Origin of the sequence: Pedobacter hartonius (assembly GCF_900107535.1) — a bacterium.
GTDB classification, from domain to species: Bacteria; Bacteroidota; Bacteroidia; order Sphingobacteriales; family Sphingobacteriaceae; genus Pedobacter; species Pedobacter hartonius.
On record NZ_FNRA01000002.1, the window covers coordinates 76,076 to 93,894 of the forward strand.

16 protein-coding genes are annotated in these 17,819 nt (G+C 42.5%); 6 read left to right on the forward strand and 10 right to left on the reverse strand.

Annotation, left to right across the window (positions count from 1 at the left end; genetic code table 11):
* The first annotated feature begins 5 nt into the window (after positions 1-5).
* The 3 genes from BLW16_RS03805 to BLW16_RS03815 all read left to right on the forward strand — a co-directional run bounded on the left by BLW16_RS03805 (position 6) and on the right by BLW16_RS03815 (position 3,737).
* Positions 6-1,550, forward strand: coding sequence for an acyl-CoA carboxylase subunit beta (locus tag BLW16_RS03805; RefSeq protein ID WP_090555266.1), 1,545 nt, complete (start codon positions 6-8; stop codon positions 1,548-1,550).
* A gap of 66 nt (positions 1,551-1,616) precedes the next feature.
* A complete protein-coding gene (locus tag BLW16_RS03810; RefSeq protein ID WP_090555267.1) occupies positions 1,617-2,732 on the forward strand; it encodes a M42 family metallopeptidase in 1,116 nt (371 codons plus the stop codon).
* Positions 2,733-2,837: 105 nt separating this feature from the next.
* The gene (locus tag BLW16_RS03815) at positions 2,838-3,737 is read left to right on the forward strand and encodes a nucleotidyltransferase family protein (protein WP_090555268.1); all 900 of its coding nucleotides are present in this window, start codon (positions 2,838-2,840) and stop codon (positions 3,735-3,737) included.
* 90 nt (positions 3,738-3,827) lie between these two features.
* Here BLW16_RS03815 and BLW16_RS03820 read toward each other — a convergent pair whose 3' ends face one another.
* Positions 3,828-4,400 carry an RNA polymerase sigma factor gene (locus tag BLW16_RS03820; RefSeq protein WP_090555269.1) on the reverse strand — a complete coding sequence of 191 codons (573 nt, stop codon included), beginning with the start codon at positions 4,398-4,400 and terminating at the stop codon, positions 3,828-3,830.
* Between the two features lie 210 nt (positions 4,401-4,610).
* Here BLW16_RS03820 and BLW16_RS03825 point away from each other — a divergent pair, with 210 nt between their 5' ends.
* The 3 genes from BLW16_RS03825 (at position 4,611) to BLW16_RS03835 (ending at position 10,747) form a co-directional block, all read left to right on the forward strand.
* Entirely contained in the window at positions 4,611-5,756 is a 1,146-nt protein-coding gene (locus tag BLW16_RS03825; RefSeq protein ID WP_090555270.1) for a FecR family protein, read from the forward strand.
* A 114-nt stretch (positions 5,757-5,870) separates the two neighbouring features.
* On the forward strand, positions 5,871-9,218 hold the full coding sequence (locus BLW16_RS03830; protein WP_217631508.1) for a TonB-dependent receptor: 3,348 nt from the start codon (positions 5,871-5,873) through the stop codon (positions 9,216-9,218).
* A gap of 23 nt (positions 9,219-9,241) precedes the next feature.
* Entirely contained in the window at positions 9,242-10,747 is a 1,506-nt protein-coding gene (locus tag BLW16_RS03835; protein WP_090555271.1) for a RagB/SusD family nutrient uptake outer membrane protein, read from the forward strand.
* A gap of 70 nt (positions 10,748-10,817) precedes the next feature.
* Here BLW16_RS03835 and dnaK read toward each other — a convergent pair whose 3' ends face one another.
* The 9 genes from dnaK to infA all read right to left on the reverse strand — a co-directional run bounded on the left by dnaK (position 10,818) and on the right by infA (position 17,781).
* Positions 10,818-12,731, reverse strand: a complete 1,914-nt coding sequence (gene dnaK, locus BLW16_RS03840) for a molecular chaperone DnaK (RefSeq protein ID WP_090555272.1) — start codon at positions 12,729-12,731, stop codon at positions 10,818-10,820.
* A gap of 184 nt (positions 12,732-12,915) precedes the next feature.
* Complete coding sequence (locus BLW16_RS03845) at positions 12,916-14,100, reverse strand: class I SAM-dependent methyltransferase (RefSeq protein ID WP_090555273.1); 1,185 nt, start codon at positions 14,098-14,100, stop codon at positions 12,916-12,918.
* A gap of 87 nt (positions 14,101-14,187) precedes the next feature.
* Positions 14,188-14,748 (reverse strand): 50S ribosomal protein L17, encoded by a 561-nt coding sequence (gene rplQ, locus BLW16_RS03850; protein ID WP_090555274.1) that lies wholly within the window; start codon positions 14,746-14,748, stop codon positions 14,188-14,190.
* An 81-nt stretch (positions 14,749-14,829) separates the two neighbouring features.
* A complete protein-coding gene (locus BLW16_RS03855; protein ID WP_090555275.1) occupies positions 14,830-15,822 on the reverse strand; it encodes a DNA-directed RNA polymerase subunit alpha in 993 nt (330 codons plus the stop codon).
* Positions 15,823-15,904: 82 nt separating this feature from the next.
* Positions 15,905-16,513, reverse strand: coding sequence for a 30S ribosomal protein S4 (gene rpsD, locus BLW16_RS03860; protein ID WP_090555651.1), 609 nt, complete (start codon positions 16,511-16,513; stop codon positions 15,905-15,907).
* Positions 16,514-16,578: 65 nt separating this feature from the next.
* The gene (rpsK, locus tag BLW16_RS03865; RefSeq protein WP_090555276.1) at positions 16,579-16,968 is read right to left on the reverse strand and encodes a 30S ribosomal protein S11; all 390 of its coding nucleotides are present in this window, start codon (positions 16,966-16,968) and stop codon (positions 16,579-16,581) included.
* A gap of 21 nt (positions 16,969-16,989) precedes the next feature.
* Positions 16,990-17,367: a 30S ribosomal protein S13 gene (gene rpsM, locus BLW16_RS03870; protein WP_090555277.1), complete on the reverse strand. Its 378-nt coding sequence runs from the start codon at positions 17,365-17,367 to the stop codon at positions 16,990-16,992.
* Between the two features lie 77 nt (positions 17,368-17,444).
* The gene (gene rpmJ, locus BLW16_RS03875; protein WP_010599887.1) at positions 17,445-17,561 is read right to left on the reverse strand and encodes a 50S ribosomal protein L36; all 117 of its coding nucleotides are present in this window, start codon (positions 17,559-17,561) and stop codon (positions 17,445-17,447) included.
* Position 17,562: 1 nt separating this feature from the next.
* Positions 17,563-17,781, reverse strand: coding sequence for a translation initiation factor IF-1 (gene infA / locus BLW16_RS03880; RefSeq protein WP_008244555.1), 219 nt, complete (start codon positions 17,779-17,781; stop codon positions 17,563-17,565).
* Positions 17,782-17,819: the final 38 nt, after the last annotated feature.

Genomic DNA, 17,819 nt, shown 5'->3' on the forward strand with positions numbered 1-17,819 from the left:
TTCCAATGGATAATAAAATAGCAGCACTAAAAGACAAAATAAAAGAAGCCGGGCTTGGCGGTGGCCCCGCAAGGATAGAAAGCCAGCATCAAAAAGGCAAACTGACCGCCAGAGAAAGACTACATTTCCTGCTCGATGAAGGTTCCTTCGAAGAGATCGGCATGCTTGTTACCCACAGGAGTACCGACTTTGGGATGGAAGCGGAAAAATATCCCGGGGATGGCGTGGTTACCGGCTACGGAAACATCAATGGCCGGCTGGTGTATGTGTTCTCGCAGGACTTTACTGTTTTCGGTGGTTCCCTTTCCGAGACCCATGCCGAGAAGATCTGTAAGATCATGGAACTGGCCCTGCAGAACGGTGCTCCGCTGATCGGACTGAATGACAGCGGCGGTGCCCGCATCCAGGAGGGCGTGGTCTCTTTAGGCGGATATGCAGATATCTTTTACAGGAATGTGCAGGCTTCCGGCGTTATCCCGCAACTGTCAGCTATTATGGGCCCCTGTGCAGGCGGAGCAGTATATTCTCCTGCAATCACAGATTTCATTCTGATGGTGGAGCACACTTCATATATGTTCGTTACCGGCCCCAGCGTGGTGAAAACAGTTACCCACGAGGAGGTAAGCTCGGAAGAACTCGGTGGTGCTTATACACATGCTACAAAATCCGGCGTAACCCATTTTGCGTGCGCGAATGAACTGGAAGCCATTAATCATCTCAAACGACTGTTGAGCTATATGCCGCAGAATTGTGAGGAGGTCCCATCCCCGCTGGCCTATAGCCAAAACCAGGATGAGGGCAGGCCTTTGCTGAATCAGATCATACCGGAAAATGCAAATCAGCCCTACGATGTAAGAAGCGTAATTGAGCAATTGGCAGATCAGGACAGCTTCCTGGAAGTACATAAAGATTTTGCAGAGAATATTGTAATCGGCTTTAGTCGCCTTGCCGGAAGAAGCATAGGCATTATTGCCAATCAGCCGGCATACCTTGCAGGTGTTCTGGATAATAACGCCTCAGTGAAAGCTGCCCGCTTTGTGAGGTTTTGCGATTGCTTTAATATTCCCCTGCTGGTGCTGGAAGATGTTCCCGGCTTTCTTCCCGGAACAGACCAGGAGTGGAATGCCATCATTACCAATGGTGCAAAGCTGTTGTACGCGTTCAGTGAAGCTACCGTTCCAAGAATTACAGTGATCATCAGGAAAGCCTATGGCGGTGCCTATGATGTAATGAACTCCAAACACATCGGTGCAGATATGAATTATGCCTGGCCTACTGCAGAAATTGCAGTAATGGGTGCCAGGGGTGCTGCAGAAATCATCTTTAAAAAAGAGATCAGCTCTGCCGCTGATCCGCAACAGAAGCTGCTCGAAAAAGAACAGATGTACGCCGGTATCTTCGCCAACCCATATCGCGCAGCAGAGCGCGGATTTGTGGACGAAGTCATAGAACCTGCCGTAACACGCATAAAACTAATCAAAGCGTTTAAAATGCTGGAGAATAAGGTGGTGAACAACCCAAGAAAGAAACACGGAAACATTCCTTTGTAAATAAAGCGAACTTGTTGTGATGCTTAAAGTCATCTTTATATATTTGTTTATCATAAATATATAAAGATGGCTAAAAAGAAAGACGACCAGCAGAAACATGTATCTGTCGTAAATAAGAAATCACTTGAATTTTTTGAAGAATATATCAACAACCCATCCCCAACAGGATTTGAATACCCCGGCCAGAAACTTTGGCTGGACTACCTGAAACCTTATATCGACGAAAGCTTTATCGATAACTACGGTACAGCGGTAGGTGTAATCAATCCGAAGGCAACCTATAAAGTAGTGATCGAAGCACATGCCGATGAGATATCCTGGTTTGTGAACTATATCACCAGTGACGGCCTGATCTATGTCATCAGGAACGGTGGTTCAGATCACCAGATCGCACCTTCCAAAAGAGTAAATATCCATACTGATAAAGGAATGGTAAAGGCCGTTTTCGGATGGCCTGCTATTCATACCCGTGGCGCCGGAGAAAAAGAAGAAGCTCCTGCCTTAAAAAACATCTTTCTGGATTGCGGCTGTACTACCAAAGAGGAAGTGGAAGCCCTGGGTGTACATGTAGGCTGTGTGATCACCTACGAAGATGAATTCATGGTGCTAAACGACCGCTATTATGTTGGCCGTGCACTGGATAACCGTGCCGGAGGATTTATGATCGCTGAGGTAGCACGTTTGTTAAAAGAGAACAAACAAAAGTTACCATTCGGACTGTACATTGTAAACTCCGTACAGGAGGAGATCGGTTTGAGAGGTGCCGAGATGATCGCTTACAGGATCAAACCTGATGTCGCAATCATTACCGATGTTACGCATGACACCTCTACGCCCATGATCAACAAGATTACCCAGGGTGATCTGGCCTGCGGCCGCGGCCCGGTAGTATCCTACGCTCCTGCGGTACAAACAAACCTCAATAAATTACTGATCGAAACTGCTGAAAAAAATAACATCCCATTCCAGCGCCAGGCTTCGTCACGTTCCACAGGAACAGACACCGATGCTTTCGCCTACTCCAATGGCGGTGTCCCTTCAGCACTGATCTCCCTGCCATTACGTTATATGCATACCACGGTAGAAATGATCCATAAAGAAGATGTGGACAATGTGATCAGCCTCATCTATCATTCACTGCTGAACATTAAAAAAGACCACGATTTTAAATACAACAAATAACATCTTATCTTCGCAGAAATAAAAAAGCGTGCCTTTCTTTCAGGCACGCTTTTTTATGGCGTTTTATACTAACATGGCCAGGGGCCATAAATTAACCAAATAAAAATGAAACCTACTTTATTAATTCTCGCAGCCGGTATGGCAAGTCGCTATGGCAGTATGAAACAAATTGATGGCTTCGGACCAAACGAGGAAACAATCATCGACTACTCTATCTACGATGCCATTAAAGCTGGTTTCGGAAAGGTTGTATTTATCATAAAAGAAGATTTTGTAGACAACTTCAAAGCTATATTTGAACGTAAGCTGAATGGAAAGATTGAAACAGACTACGTATTTCAAAACTTTGATCTCAAACAATACGGGATAGATATTGAAATAGAAAGAACCAAACCATGGGGAACCGGGCATGCAATCCTTGCAGCAAGACATGCCATCAAAGAGCCCTTCTGCGTAATCAATGCCGATGATTTTTACGGCCTGGATTCTTTCGAGAAAATGGTTAAATTCCTTACAGAAGAAGTTACCGGCAGCAACTATTCCATGATCGGTTACGAGATTGCCAAAACCCTGTCTGATTTCGGATCTGTATCCCGTGGGGTGTGTAAAGTTAGCCATGATGGTTACCTGGAAGAGATCATCGAAAGAACAAAAGTGCTTCGTGACGGAGAGGCTGTTGTTTATGAAGAAGATGCGAAACAATATCCTTTAGACCTGGATACACGCGTTTCCATGAATTTCTGGGGTTTCACACCTGAAGTATTTAAACTGTCTGAAGAACTGTTCAAAGAATTTGCCCTGTCGCATCAGGACGATCCCAAATCAGAATTTTTTATCCCGATTATCGTAGAAACACTTTTAAATTCAGAAAAAGCAGATTTCAAAGTGGTACCTACGGATAGTAAATGGTTTGGAGTAACATATAAAGAAGATAAGCCTATCGTACAGGCAAGTATAGATGAGCTGATCAAAGAAGGAATTTACCCTGAGAACCTCTGGGGCTAACCCATATTTATTAAGTATCAAAAGAGGTGGTCATCTGCAAGCTGAGCACCTCTTTTGATATCAGGGTTTTGTTCAGCCGTACAAATATATTCACAAAAACATGAGCATAATGGCTGCTAAATGCTTTAAGCAAATCCGCAAATGTTTAAGGGCTATGGTAATTTGATTTTCTACCGACCTTTTTGAAATTCCCAGTCTCAGTGCAATCTCGTCATTTGACAGCTGGTCTATCCTGCTCATACAAAATATTTCCTGGCATCTTTTTGGCAGGCTTTGCAGATAACTATACACTTCCTGGTGAAGCTCCTGCTCTTCAATTTTATTTTCAGCGCTATTATAATCCGGGAAATTATTCATCGGTATCTGGTCATCACCATAGATCAGCGGGGATTTTGCAGCCCTCATCCGGTTATAAATCTGGTAGCGGATGGCAGTAAGCATATAGCTTGAAAAGGTGAGAATCTCCAGTTCGCCGCGCCGGTCCCAGATATTCAGGAATACATCGTGAACAACTTCTTCACTGGCCTCCTTGTCCTTAAGATATTGATAGGCAGTCTTATATAATCGTATCCAATATCTCTTAAAAAGTTCGTTAAAGGCGGATTCATCGTCCTGACGGATAGATGCCCATAGCTGAAGATCACTTGTCTGAGTTTGAAACATATTTGCTTATAGTATTCTATTAAACGTTTGAGACCGCCAATAGTTTTCATTCAAATATATTTTTTTTATCCGCAGGGAAACTCAACTATACAGCATCAATTTTTGAACAATAATAAATTCAGGATGAGATAAAATATAAATAATGAAATTATTTATGTGTGTGCAGCTCTGTTTTCTACACTTAACCTGTATAACCAAATGTAGACCTTCATGATGACCAGGGAAGAATTTCTCGATCTGTACGAAAAATGCTTATCAGAGCCATGTTCTGAAGCAGAAAAAGCACTCCTGGAATCCTACAGGGATGAGCTGATGTTATCTGATGATGTATGGGAAGATGATGACCATAACGAGGAGGAAGTGTATGCCCGTATCTGGGAAAGACTGCGGAAAAGCCGCCTCCCCGGTAAACACTTAAAAAAAAACAATAATCATATCTGGATCAAAGCTGCCGCAGTATTATTTCTTTCCGGCCCTGCCCTTTGGCTATTTGTCCGCCCGCATAAACCACCTCAGCTGATCACCAAAGCAAAGTCCCGACAGCAGCCTGCAGTAATCAGTCCTGGTGGAAATAAGGCTTTGCTTACACTGGCAAATGGCTTCAGCATCGTACTTAATGACGCAAAAAACGGGAAACTGACCATGCAGTCAGGTGTACAGGTGACCAAAGCAGAAGATGGCATTCTCGTGTATAAACCCCAGGTGCATCAATCAGCAGTTGCAACGGAGATGAACGTCATCACCACCCCCCGTGGCGGCCAATACCAGCTGATCCTGGCCGACGGGACAAAAGTATGGCTCAATGCAGCGTCAGTACTAAAATTTCCCGCACAGTTTAGTGGTAACGAACGATGGGTAGAGCTCGAGGGCGAAGCTTATTTCGAAGTACATAAAAACCCTTCCGCCCCTTTCATCGTGCATACCTCCGGCCAGGACGTAAAGGTACTGGGCACACATTTTAATGTTACAGCTTACAGCGATGAGAATTTGATCAGGACTTCTTTGCTGGAAGGCAGTGTAAATATATGCTCGGGAGGCAAAATAACGTCGTTAAAGCCCGGTTTTGAGGCCGTCAGCAATCAGGGCGCAATTAATGTAAGGGAGGCCGATGTGCAGCAAAGCATTGCCTGGAAAAACGGATTATTTCAATTTAACAATGCTACTATTGAGGATGTCATGCAGCAGGTATCCCGCTGGTATGATGTGAGCATAGTCATATCTGACCACCCCCTTCCGCTCAGGCAATTTACAGGTACCATTTCAAGGAAGGTACCCATCACCGAAATCCTGGAAATGCTCAGGTACACCGGCGTAAAGTTCAGTATCCGCGGCAAACAAATTCTTGTAGAACAGTAAACACAGACTATACTAAAATCAACTATATCAATTAACTAAAATAATTTACTTAACATGTCAATTATGAATGACCGCTACCACAGCATTCACATGGGATGCTTTAAAAGCTCTAAAATGCGGAGAGTCGTAGGCCTGACCTTCCTCTTTATAGCCACTGCCGTAATGCAGGTGCAGGCCAGTACCTACCTGCAGCAGATGACCCTCCATGAAAAAAATACATCCCTGGAAAACATCTTCAGACTGATCGAAAAACAGAGCAACTATCACGTGCTGTATGACAAACTGGATATCCAGAAAGCCGGGAATGTGACAATTGATCTGAACGATGGTTCCGTTGAGGAAGTTCTCAATCAGTGTTTTAAAAACCAGCCCCTTTCTTACCGGATCTTCAGCAGCACTATCGTGATCAAAAAAGACCCGGCAAAAGCAGAGAAACTTCCACAGCAGCAGCAGGTGAAAGGCCAGGTGAATGATGATACCGGGCAGTCTTTACCGGGTGTCAGTATCAAGATCAAAAACGCCCAGGGCGGAACAACTACTGATGCTGCGGGTAAATTTGCCCTTTCGGTACCAGACCTGAATATTACACTGGTGTTCAGCAGCATCGGTTTTACCACACAGGAAGTCCCTCTGGCGGGTAAAACTACGCTGAATGTAGATCTGAAGACGGAATCTAAAACGCTCAGTTCTGTTGTCGTTGTCGGCTACGGTTCTACCCGTAAGTCCGACCTGACAGGGTCAGTCGTTGCCGTTAAAGCTGAAGCCCTGGCACAACGCCCGGCCACCAACGTAGAGCAGCAGCTATCCGGTAAAGTATCGGGTGTGAATGTTTCCACCAACTCAGGAAGGCCTGGTGGAAATACCAATATCGTTATCCGGGGTGCCAACTCCATTAATTCCAGTAACAATCCTTTGTATGTAGTGGATGGTGTGGTCTTAAGTAATGGCGTTACTGATGTAAGCCCCATCAGTTACCTTAACCCAAACGATATCGAATCCATGAACGTACTGAAAGACGCTTCTGCCACGGCGATATATGGTGCACGCGGTGCCAACGGGGTAATCCTGATCACCACTAAACGTGGTCAGTCCGGCGGGCAGATCAGTTACAGCAGTTATGCAAGTATCAGCAAAATGGCGCGGAAACTGGATGTGCTGAATTCGGCAGAATTTGATGCCGTTCAGGACGCTTCTTACCGCAATGCGGCGAAATATGATCCTGCAGGTTTTGCCAGTGGAAAATACAGAGACCCTGCAGCCATCAGAAAGAGCCTTCCAAGTTTATATGATGCAAACGGAAAGGCTATCTATGATACCGACTGGCAGAAAGAAGCTACCCGGGAGGCATTCAGCCAGAATCAGAATCTGGCATTCACAGGAGGAAATGCAGAAACTACCTATGGTGTATTTATGAATTATGCCAATGAGCAGGGTATCCTTAGGGAATCGTTCCTGAAAAGATATTCCGGACGTTTTGTATTCGACAGCCAGATCAAACCATGGATGAAAGTAGGTGGATCACTGACCTTTAACAACGTGGAAGAGAACAGGGTTGATAATGGCCAGGGCGGATTAAACGTCACAAGGATGCTCATAGAGACCCTTCCTATCGTGCCATTAAGATATCCTGACGGAAGTTTCGGTACCAACGCGGCCTATCCGGATATGGAAGGTGGTGAAAACCCGGTGAATCTGCAGCTTAACCGTAAGGATCTGTTTAAGACACAGAGCAATATTGGTAACGTATACGCAGATATCAAGATCCTGAAAGACCTGCAGTTCAAAAGTACATTGGGTATAAATGTGGTCAACCAGACAGAAAATTTTTACTCGGGAAGGTTCCTCAGACAACAAAGTGCAGATGTGCAGGGTGAGGCAGATATTACCGATACACGTACCAACTACTGGCAGTCGGAAAACTATTTCACCTATAACAAAAAGATCAATGATAACCACCGGTTAGAAGCCGTAGTGGGTATCAGCTGGCAGCACAGTGACAGGAACACAAACAAATCCGGCGCCCAGGGATTCACTGACGATTTCTACCAGTACTACAACCTGGGTGTAGGCGCAGTACCGCTGGCACCAACTTCCGGTTATGAGAAATACACCTTTAACTCTTACTTTGGCCGCGTAAACTATACAATCAAAGACAGGTATATGTTTACGGTGACTGACCGCTACGATGGTTCATCACGTTTTGGTAATGACTTTAAGTACGGGAACTTCCCTTCCGGAGTATTTGCATGGCGCGTATCGGAAGAAGATTTCATGAAGAACAGTAAGGTAATCTCTAACCTGAAATTACGTACCAGTTACGGTTTAACGGGTAACTCAGAGATCGGACAATACCGCTCCTTATCCAGCTTAGAAAATAGTACTGCCATCTTTGGCGGAACGCGTGCTTCCGGCGTAGGCATCAACTCCCTGGCCAACCCCGATCTGAAATGGGAGAAAACAGGCCAGTTTGATGCAGGATTTGAATTGGGACTTTTTCAGAACCGCATCTCCATCGAGAGTGATATCTATTATAAGAAAACAACCAATATGCTGCTGGATGCACCGGTACCTACATCCAGTGGTTATACCAGCATTTATAAAAACATCGGAAGTTTGTCCAATAAAGGATTTGAATTCTCCATCACTTCAGCCAATATCAAATCAAAAAATTTCGACTGGAGCACTACCTTTAACATTGCCATTAATAACAGTAAAATACTCGCACTCGGAGATGCAAACGACGATATCTTCCCGGACCCTTACTTCCTGTCCAACACCAATATTATTCGCGTAGGTGAATCTGTAGGCTCTTTCTACGGATTGATCCGCGAAGGCACCTGGGGAACAGCAGAAACCGCTGAAGCAGCCAGGTTCAATGCCAAACCGGGAGACATCAGGCACAAAGATGTGAATGGTGACGGACAGATCAATGATGCCGATCGTGTAATCTTAGGTAAAGGTACACCTACAGGTTACGGTACCTTCTCCAATACCTTTAAGTACAAAAACCTGGACCTGACTGTCGACATTCAGTATTCTTATGGTAACGACATCCTGAACCTGTCACGTCACTCTGCTGAAGACCGTACCGGACAGGCCAACAGTTATGCTACAGTGCTGAACGGATGGACACCTGAAAATCAGAATACAATGATTGCTGAAAACAGGCCATCCCTGGCAGGATACACTACTACGGTAGACAGCCACATGGTGGAAGACGGATCTTATATCCGCGGAAGGAACTTACTCTTAGGTTATAACTTTCCCAGTGCAGTAACCAAAAAACTGAAACTGAATAACCTGAGGGTCTATGCTTCGGTACAAAACTTCTTCCTGATCACCAAATACACCGGATATGATCCTGAGGTAACTACCTATGCAAATAACTTCTCTCAGGGAATCACCTTTTTCGATTATCCAAAACCAAGAGTGTTTTTATTAGGTGTTAATGTATCCTTATAATTGTTCCCTTAAATTTTACAGACATGAGATATAAATCTAAATATACAGTACCATTCATCATTACCCTCTTCCTGTTTACGGGAGTCATAACCGGATGTAAAAAGTATCTTGATGAGGATAACCGTTCGAACTATACACAGGAAAATTACTTTCAGTCGGCCGACCAGGCACAGGCTGCTATCAATAACCTTTACGCGAGCCTTCGTAAAATTACTGATGGAACAGGTACCTATGGGGAAAGCCCTTTTATGATGCTGGAATTCCCAACAGGAATGGCCAATACCGAAGTAGGGCAAAGTCAGTATAACAATACGCTGCGTACGCTGACTGCAAATGCAGACAATAACTATTTTTATGTATGGTGGGCAAATTCATACAATGCCATTGCCAATGCCAACCTTGCGATAGAACGTATACCTGCAATTGCGATGGATGACGTGGCTAAAAAACGTATGCTGGGCGAAGCAGCTTTCTTCAGGGCCTTTTATTACTTCCACCTGGTAAGGATGTATGGTGATGTGCCTCTCATCCTCAAGTCCATCAATGCCAGTTCTCCGGAACTGTACCCTGAGCGGGCGTCACAGGCCAGCGTTTATGATGCAATTGTGGCCGACCTGCTTACGGCTGAAGCAGCTGGTCTGCCTGTCAGTGACGTGAGCGGTAAGCTAAACATAGGCGCAGTAAAATCGCTCCTGGCCAGTGTTTACCTCACTATGGCAGGATATCCGTTGCAGAAAAAAGAAAACTATCAGAAGGCGGCAGATAAGGCCAGCGAAGTTATTACTTCCGGCACTTACCGTCTGTTCCCTGCATACGCAGATCTTCGTAACAAAGCGAATAAAAACTTAGGTGAATTTATTCTTCAAAATCAATATCAGGTAGGTATCAACACAAGTAGTGTAGATCAGGGTTTCCTTCCAAGATCACGAAAGATCACGAAATTTTCTGATGAGATAGGTTCAGTAACACCATCTGCCGAGTTTTATAATTCTTATGAAGCAGGCGATCTCAGGACAAAGGAACAGCAATATTACTATTCCAGTTATGTGAGTGTGCTCACCGGCCAGACGGTAAACTTTGGCAGTCAGTATATCTTCAAATTCTTTGATACTGAAGCCGCGACCACTGCCCAGAGTGATCTGAACTGGACCTTCATCCGTTACCCTGAAGTACTGCTGATCTATGCTGAAGCTTCCAATGAAGCTGGTGGCCCCGTACAGGCAGCGTATGACGCACTGAACCTGATCCGGACAAGGGCACAATTGCCAAATCTTGCAGGCCTGTCACAAACCGCTTTCCGCGAAGCAATATGGAAAGAGAAATACCATGAGCTTGCCTATGAGAATAAAGCATGGTTTGACATGGTACGTACCAGACTGGTTTACAATCCTGTCACTGGGGTATTTGATAATTTCGTGGGGCACGCCTTTCCATCCGGACCGGTGTTAACCGATAAGTATCTGCTCTTTGGTATCCCTAGCAGGGAGATTAAAAACAACAAAAAACTCGCTCAAAATCCGGGCTGGTAATCCCAAAAAATGACCAATAAAAAAGGGTGTCCGTATTGGACACCCTTTTTTATTGGTCTGATTCAGAAACTTATTTAGTTTCGTCTTTTACTTCTTCGAAGTCTACATCAGTAACGTTGTCTCCGCCTTGTGGAGCAGAATCACCAGCTGGCTGACCAGCAGCTCCCTCAGGGGCTCCGTCTTGTCCTGCTTTGTACATTTCTTCTGATGCAGCATTCCATGCAGCTTGTAATTCTTCCTGAGCAGCATCGATGTCAGCAAAGTTTCTCGCAGCATGAGCAGCTTGTAATTTTACCAGTCCGGCTTCGATCGGTGCTTTTTTATCTGCAGAGATCTTATCGCCAAATTCTTTCAATTGTTTCTCAGTAGAGAAGATCAAAGCATCAGCACTGTTGATTTTATCAGCTTCTTCTTTAGCCACTTTATCAGCATCAGCATTTTGCTCAGCTTCTTCTTTCATTCTTTTGATCTCTTCATCAGTTAAACCAGATGAAGCCTCAATACGAATTTTTTGCTCTTTGCCAGTAGCTTTATCTTTAGCACTTACATGCAGGATACCATTTGCATCAATATCAAATGCAACTTCTACCTGTGGAACACCACGTGGTGCCGGTGGAATACCATCCAGGATGAAACGGCCAATTGTACGGTTCTGAGCAGCCATCGGGCGCTCTCCCTGTAAAATGTGGATCTCAACTGAAGGCTGGTTATCAGCAGCTGTAGAGAAAGTTTCAGCTTTTTTGGATGGGATAGTAGTATTTGCTTCAATCAGTTTAGTCATTACACCACCCATAGTCTCGATACCTAATGAAAGAGGGGTAACATCTAATAACAATACATCTTTAACTTCACCTGTTAATACACCACCCTGGATTGCAGCACCAATTGCTACCACCTCATCAGGATTTACACCTTTAGAAGGATCTTTACCAAAGAAAGCTTTAACAGCATCCTGGATAGCAGGGATACGTGTAGAACCACCTACTAAAATGATCTCGTCAATATCTGATGTTTTCAAACCAGCATTTTTCAATGCAGATTTACAAGGCTCAATAGTACGTTTGATCAGGTCAGCAGCCAGTTGCTCAAATTTAGCACGGCTTAAAGTTCTAACCAAGTGTTTCGGGCCACTTGCATCAGCTGTAATATATGGTAAGTTAACTTCAGTTGAAGTTGTGCTTGATAATTCAATTTTTGCTTTCTCAGCAGCTTCTTTCAAACGTTGCAATGCCATTGGATCCTGTGCAAGGTCCATTCCATTTTCATTTTTGAATTCAGCAGCTAACCAGTCAATGATAATGTGGTCAAAGTCATCACCACCAAGGTGTGTATCACCGTCAGTAGATTTTACTTCAAATACGCCATCACCCAATTCCAGTACAGAAACGTCATGTGTACCACCACCACAGTCAAACACAACAATTTTCATGTCTTTGTGTGCTTTATCAAGACCGTAAGCTAAAGCAGCCGCAGTAGGCTCGTTGATAATACGTTTAACCGTTAAACCAGCGATCTCGCCAGCTTCTTTGGTAGCCTGACGCTGTGCATCATTGAAATAAGCCGGAACAGTGATCACTGCTTCAGTAACTTCCTGACCTAAAAAGTCTTCCGCAGTTTTTTTCATTTTTTGCAAGATCATTGCAGAAATTTCCTGTGGAGTATATTTACGGTCGTCGATTTCAACTCTCGGTGTGTTATTGTCGCCTTTAACAACCTTGTAAGGCACACGGCCAGCTTCTTTAGAAACCTCAGCAAAGCTGCTGCCCATAAAGCGCTTAATTGAATAAATTGTTTTTGTTGGGTTAGTGATTGCCTGGCGTTTTGCAGAATCACCTACTTTACGCTCACCATTTTCTGCAAAAGCAACAATGGATGGCGTTGTACGTTTACCCTCACTGTTGGCTATAACTACAGGTTCGTTACCTTCCATTACGGCTACGCAAGAGTTTGTTGTTCCTAAGTCTATACCAATAATTTTTGACATGCTATTTATCTTTGTTTATGTGATGAATTCTTTTTTCCAAAATCTATTTAACAAGCAATGTGCCAATTGGCATTTGGCAGGTAAACAGACATTCTATTTTTAATTTATGTTAAAATGTAAATGATTTTCATTTACATTTCTGACAGGTTGTCATAAATATGCTTTTGCTTTGGCAATAAACGTCTTATAAACCGAATAATTTTTCAAGATGATGATAACCAATACCAAAATAATCTTTCGTTTTCCTGATTTTGTCCAATATTTCAGACTGATCTGCTGCCTGTCCCTTAATTCTGGACCCAACAATTAAAACATTTTTTGGCGTATTGGCCTCCGGAATAAATTCAAAAACCTTTGTCTTATATCCGAAGTATTCCAGTATCAGCGCGCGGATACCGTCAGTGACCATGACTGCCTGCCGTTCCATGAAGATCCCGTATTTTGTTAAAAAGTCCAGCTCATTACCCGCCTTTCCTTTCTCCATTTCCCTGCGGATCTGCTTATGGCAGCAGGGCGCCACCACGATCAGTTCGGCACCGGCAGTAATTCCCTTAAATATGGCATCATCAGTAGCCGTATCACAGGCGTGCAGTGCAATCAGCAGATCAATATCCCTTTCCTGATAGTCCTCTATCGTACCCTGCACAAAGTTCAATCCTGTAAAATCAGAATCCGATGCGATGCGGTTACACAGCTCTACCAGGTCCTGCCGGTATTCAACTCCGGTAACAGCCACTTCCTGTTTCAGTACATTGACCAGGTAATCATACAGGGCAAAAGTCAGGTATCCTTTACCCGAGCCCATATCAACTACTTTCTTTAACTTATCAGTGGGCAAGGCCCTGATCAGCGGGTCAAGCAGAGCCACATACTGGTTGATCTGTTTATACTTGTCCTGCGCATTCTTAAATACTACTCCGTCCTTGTCAGTGATCCTGAGCGCGGTCAGATAAGGCTGTTCGGCTGCTGTGATCAGCCGGTTTTTTTCTTTATCATGGCTTACCGGAAGGGGCCCGTCAAGGCTCGGTTTATTCTTATTCAGTGAATATCCTTTTGTCTTGTGATATAACAGGACAATATCATTCGTAACAGTGAAACAGGTACAATTCTGAAACCCTGTCTCCAGGCAGGAGAAGATCAGTGCCAGTCCTTCGTCATTCCCATAGTTCTTCACTATGTCCTTTGTTTTATAACGGTAGGTAAAGGCCAGCCGGTTTTCCCTTTTGATAAGAACTTTACGCACATAGATGTTCTTCAGGTCTGCCTCAGAACCCTGGTAATTCCCAAGTGTGATCTTAATGAATGTGTCTTTGGCAACACTTTCTGTTACCAGGCTTTTGAACTGTTCAAGTTTTTCGGGATCTGACATCGTATCAAAATTAAGCTTAACAAATTATGCATAAAAAAATGCCTTTCCGTTTTACAGAAAGGCATCTTTAATTCAGAGAATTTAAAATTATTCTCCTTTATCTTCTTTTGCTTCTTCAGCAGCCGGAGCTTCCGGGTTTGCTTCTTCTGCAGCCGGTGCATCTTCAGTAACTTCAGCTTCTTCAGAAGCCACTTCAGTTTTAGCAGCAGGTGCGTCAGCTTTTTTTGCTTTAGTTCTACCACGACGTGTAGTTTTCTTTTCAGCAGCTTCAGTATCCACACCGTAAACTTCATTGTAATCTACCAGTTCAATTAAAGCCATCTCAGCGTTATCACCTAAACGGTTGTTTAACTTGATAATCCTGGTATAACCACCCGGACGGTTAGCTACTTTAGCAGCAACGTCACGGAATAATTCAGTAACTGAATCTTTATCCTGTAAGTAACTAAATACGATACGACGTGAATGTGTAGTATCTAATTTAGATTTAGTGATCAGGGGCTCTACATACATACGCAAAGCTTTTGCTTTTGCTAAAGTAGTGGAGATCCTTTTGTGTTTGATCAGTGATGAGGCCATGTTAGCCAACATCGCTTTACGATGGGAGTCAGTTCTGCCTAAGTGGTTGTTTTTTTTACCGTGTCTCATTTTTTTTTTATTCAGTGCATACCGTCTCTTCTATAGTAAAGAGGGAATTATGCACTATTAACAATTTGTTATTTGTCTTGATTATTCTTCTTCAAGTTTGTATTTACCTAAATTCATACCGAATGATAAGCTTTTAGATTTTACAAGTTCCTGGATTTCAGTTAATGATTTCTTACCGAAGTTTCTGAATTTTAACATGTCAGCTACGTCATAAGAAACAAGATCAGCCAGCGTGCGGATATCAGCTGCTTTTAAACAGTTCAATGCACGGACAGAAAGATCAAGGTCAACCAGTTCAGTTTTAAGGATCTTACGCATATGCAGGATTTCCTCGTCAACTTCTTTGGTTTCTTCTTTAGCCTGAGATTCAAGAACCAGGTTCTCATCAGAGAACAACATGAAATGCTGAATCAAAATTTTGGCTGCTTCTTTTAAAGCTTCTTCAGGATGTATAGATCCGTCTGTAGCAATTTCCAAAATTAATTTTTCATAATCTGTTTTTTGTTCAACACGATAATTTTCAATCGTGTATTTTACATTTTTCATTGGAGTAAAGATCGAATCGATAGCAATTACACCAACAACAGCATCATTAATTTTATTTTCTTCAGCCGGAACATAACCACGTCCTTTATTGATAGTTAATTCTACCTCTAAAGTCACTGATTTCTCCATATTACAGATCACGAAGTCAGGATTAAGGACTTCGAAATTGTTAGAGAATTTTGTTATGTCACCTGCAAGAAATTGATCCTGGCCATTAACCACAATAAAAACTTTTTCAGATTCACCTGAATCACCAGCTTTTTTGAAACGAACTTGTTTCAAATTCAGGATAATTTCAGTTAAATCTTCTACAACACCTTTCATTGTAGAAAACTCATGTGATACACCAGAAAAACGAATACTTGTAATGGCATAACCTTCCAATGAAGAAAGAAGAATTCTTCTTAAGGCATTACCAATTGTTACACCGAAACCGGGTTCTAAGGGACGAAATTCAAAGATACCATCGAAATCAGTTGATTTCTGCATGATGACCTTATCGGGTTTCTGAAATGCTAAAATTGCCATTTATAATGTTTTTAGATCGTTATTAATATTTTGTAACGCAAAAAATTTAGCTGCCCGCAAAGGCAGCTAATTAAATATATTATTACTTAGAGTATAACTCGATAATCAAGTTTTCTTTGATATTTTCCGGAATCTCGTCACGGTTTGGATAAGCTAAGAACTTTCCTGTTAACTCAGATGCATTCCAGTCTAACCAATTGAATTTATTGATTACTCTTCCTGCTACTGAATTAGTGATGCTTTCCAGAGTTTTAGATTTCTCACGAACTGCAACAACATCACCAGCTTTCAATTGATAAGAAGGGATATTTACTACTTCACCGTTCACTGTTACGTGTTTATGGCTAACTAACTGACGGGCAGCTGAACGTGTAGTTGCGATACCTAATCTGTAAACTGTATTATCTAAACGGGCTTCTAATAATTGCAATAAGTTATCACCTGTGATACCCTGACGTGAAGATGCTTTTGTAAACAGGTTACGGAATTGACGTTCCAATACACCATAAGTGTATTTAACTTTTTGTTTTTCCATTAACTGTACTGAATACTCAGATTGTTTACCTCTTCTTTTAGACGCACCGTGCTGTCCAGGGGGATAGTTTTTTCTGTCTAGTACTTTATCAGGGCCGAAAATTGGCTCTCTGAACTTACGCGCGATTTTGGACTTTGGTCCTGTATATCTTGCCATTGCTTTTTGTTTTAAAGTATCATGCAACCTGAAGCTGCAGACTCTTAGCTTTAAAAATTAATAAATTAAACTCTTCTCTTCTTAGGAGGACGACATCCGTTGTGCGGAAGCGGTGTAATATCCTTGATCGAAGTTACTTGGATTCCGGAGATCTGTAATGTTCTGATAGCAGACTCACGACCTGATCCAGGACCTTTAACAAATACTTCTACTTTACGCAGACCTAAGTCAAATGCTACTTTACCGCAATCACTTGCAGCCTGACCTGCAGCATATGGAGTGTTCTTTTTAGAACCCTTGAAACCCATTTTACCTGCTGAAGACCATGAAATAGTTTGACCATTGTTATTTGTTAAGGTAACAATGATATTATTAAAAGTCGCATTGATATGTGCCTGACCAACTGGTTCAATAACAACAATACGCTTTTTGGTTACTTTTTTACTCTTAGCCATAATTATTATTCGTTACTAATTTTATTTAGTAGCTTTTTTCTTGTTAGCAACTGTTTTTCTCTTGCCTTTACGTGTACGAGAATTGTTCTTGGTGCGTTGTCCACGAACCGGTAAACCTTTTCTGTGACGTAAACCACGGTAACAACCGATGTCCATTAAACGTTTGATGTTTAACTGAACCTCAGAACGTAAAGCACCTTCTACTTTTACGCCGTCGTTAATGATGGTACGAATTGCTGATAACTCATCATCAGACCAATCCTGTACTTTTTTGCTAAAATCGATACCTGCCTCAGTTAATATACGCTGAGCAGTTGATCTGCCTACACCGAAGATGTAAGTTAGTCCAATTTCGCCTCTTTTGTTTCTTGGTAAATCTATACCTGATATCCTTGCCATATTTGTACTAAATGTTGATTATTTGACGACAGATTGAGTAACCTGTACATTCAATCTAATCATACTTCAATAATTTATTATCCCTGACGCTGCTTGTACTTCGGATTTTTCTTGTTAATAACGTAAAGTTTGCCTTTACGACGAATAATCTTGCAATCAGCACTGCGTTTTTTAATTGATGACCTAACTTTCATTTTATTTATATCTATAAGTAATCCTGCCCTTTGATAAATCGTAAGGCGACATCTCTAATTTAACTTTGTCCCCAGGTAATATCTTAATGTAATGCATCCTCATTTTACCTGAGATATGAGCGATAATTTCATGTCCGTTCTCGAGTTCAACTCTGAACATGGCATTGGATAATGCTTCTCTTATTACACCGTCTTGTTCAATCGAGGCTTGTTTAGCCATATAATATTGATTTTTACTTAATTAGCTGCTATTAAACA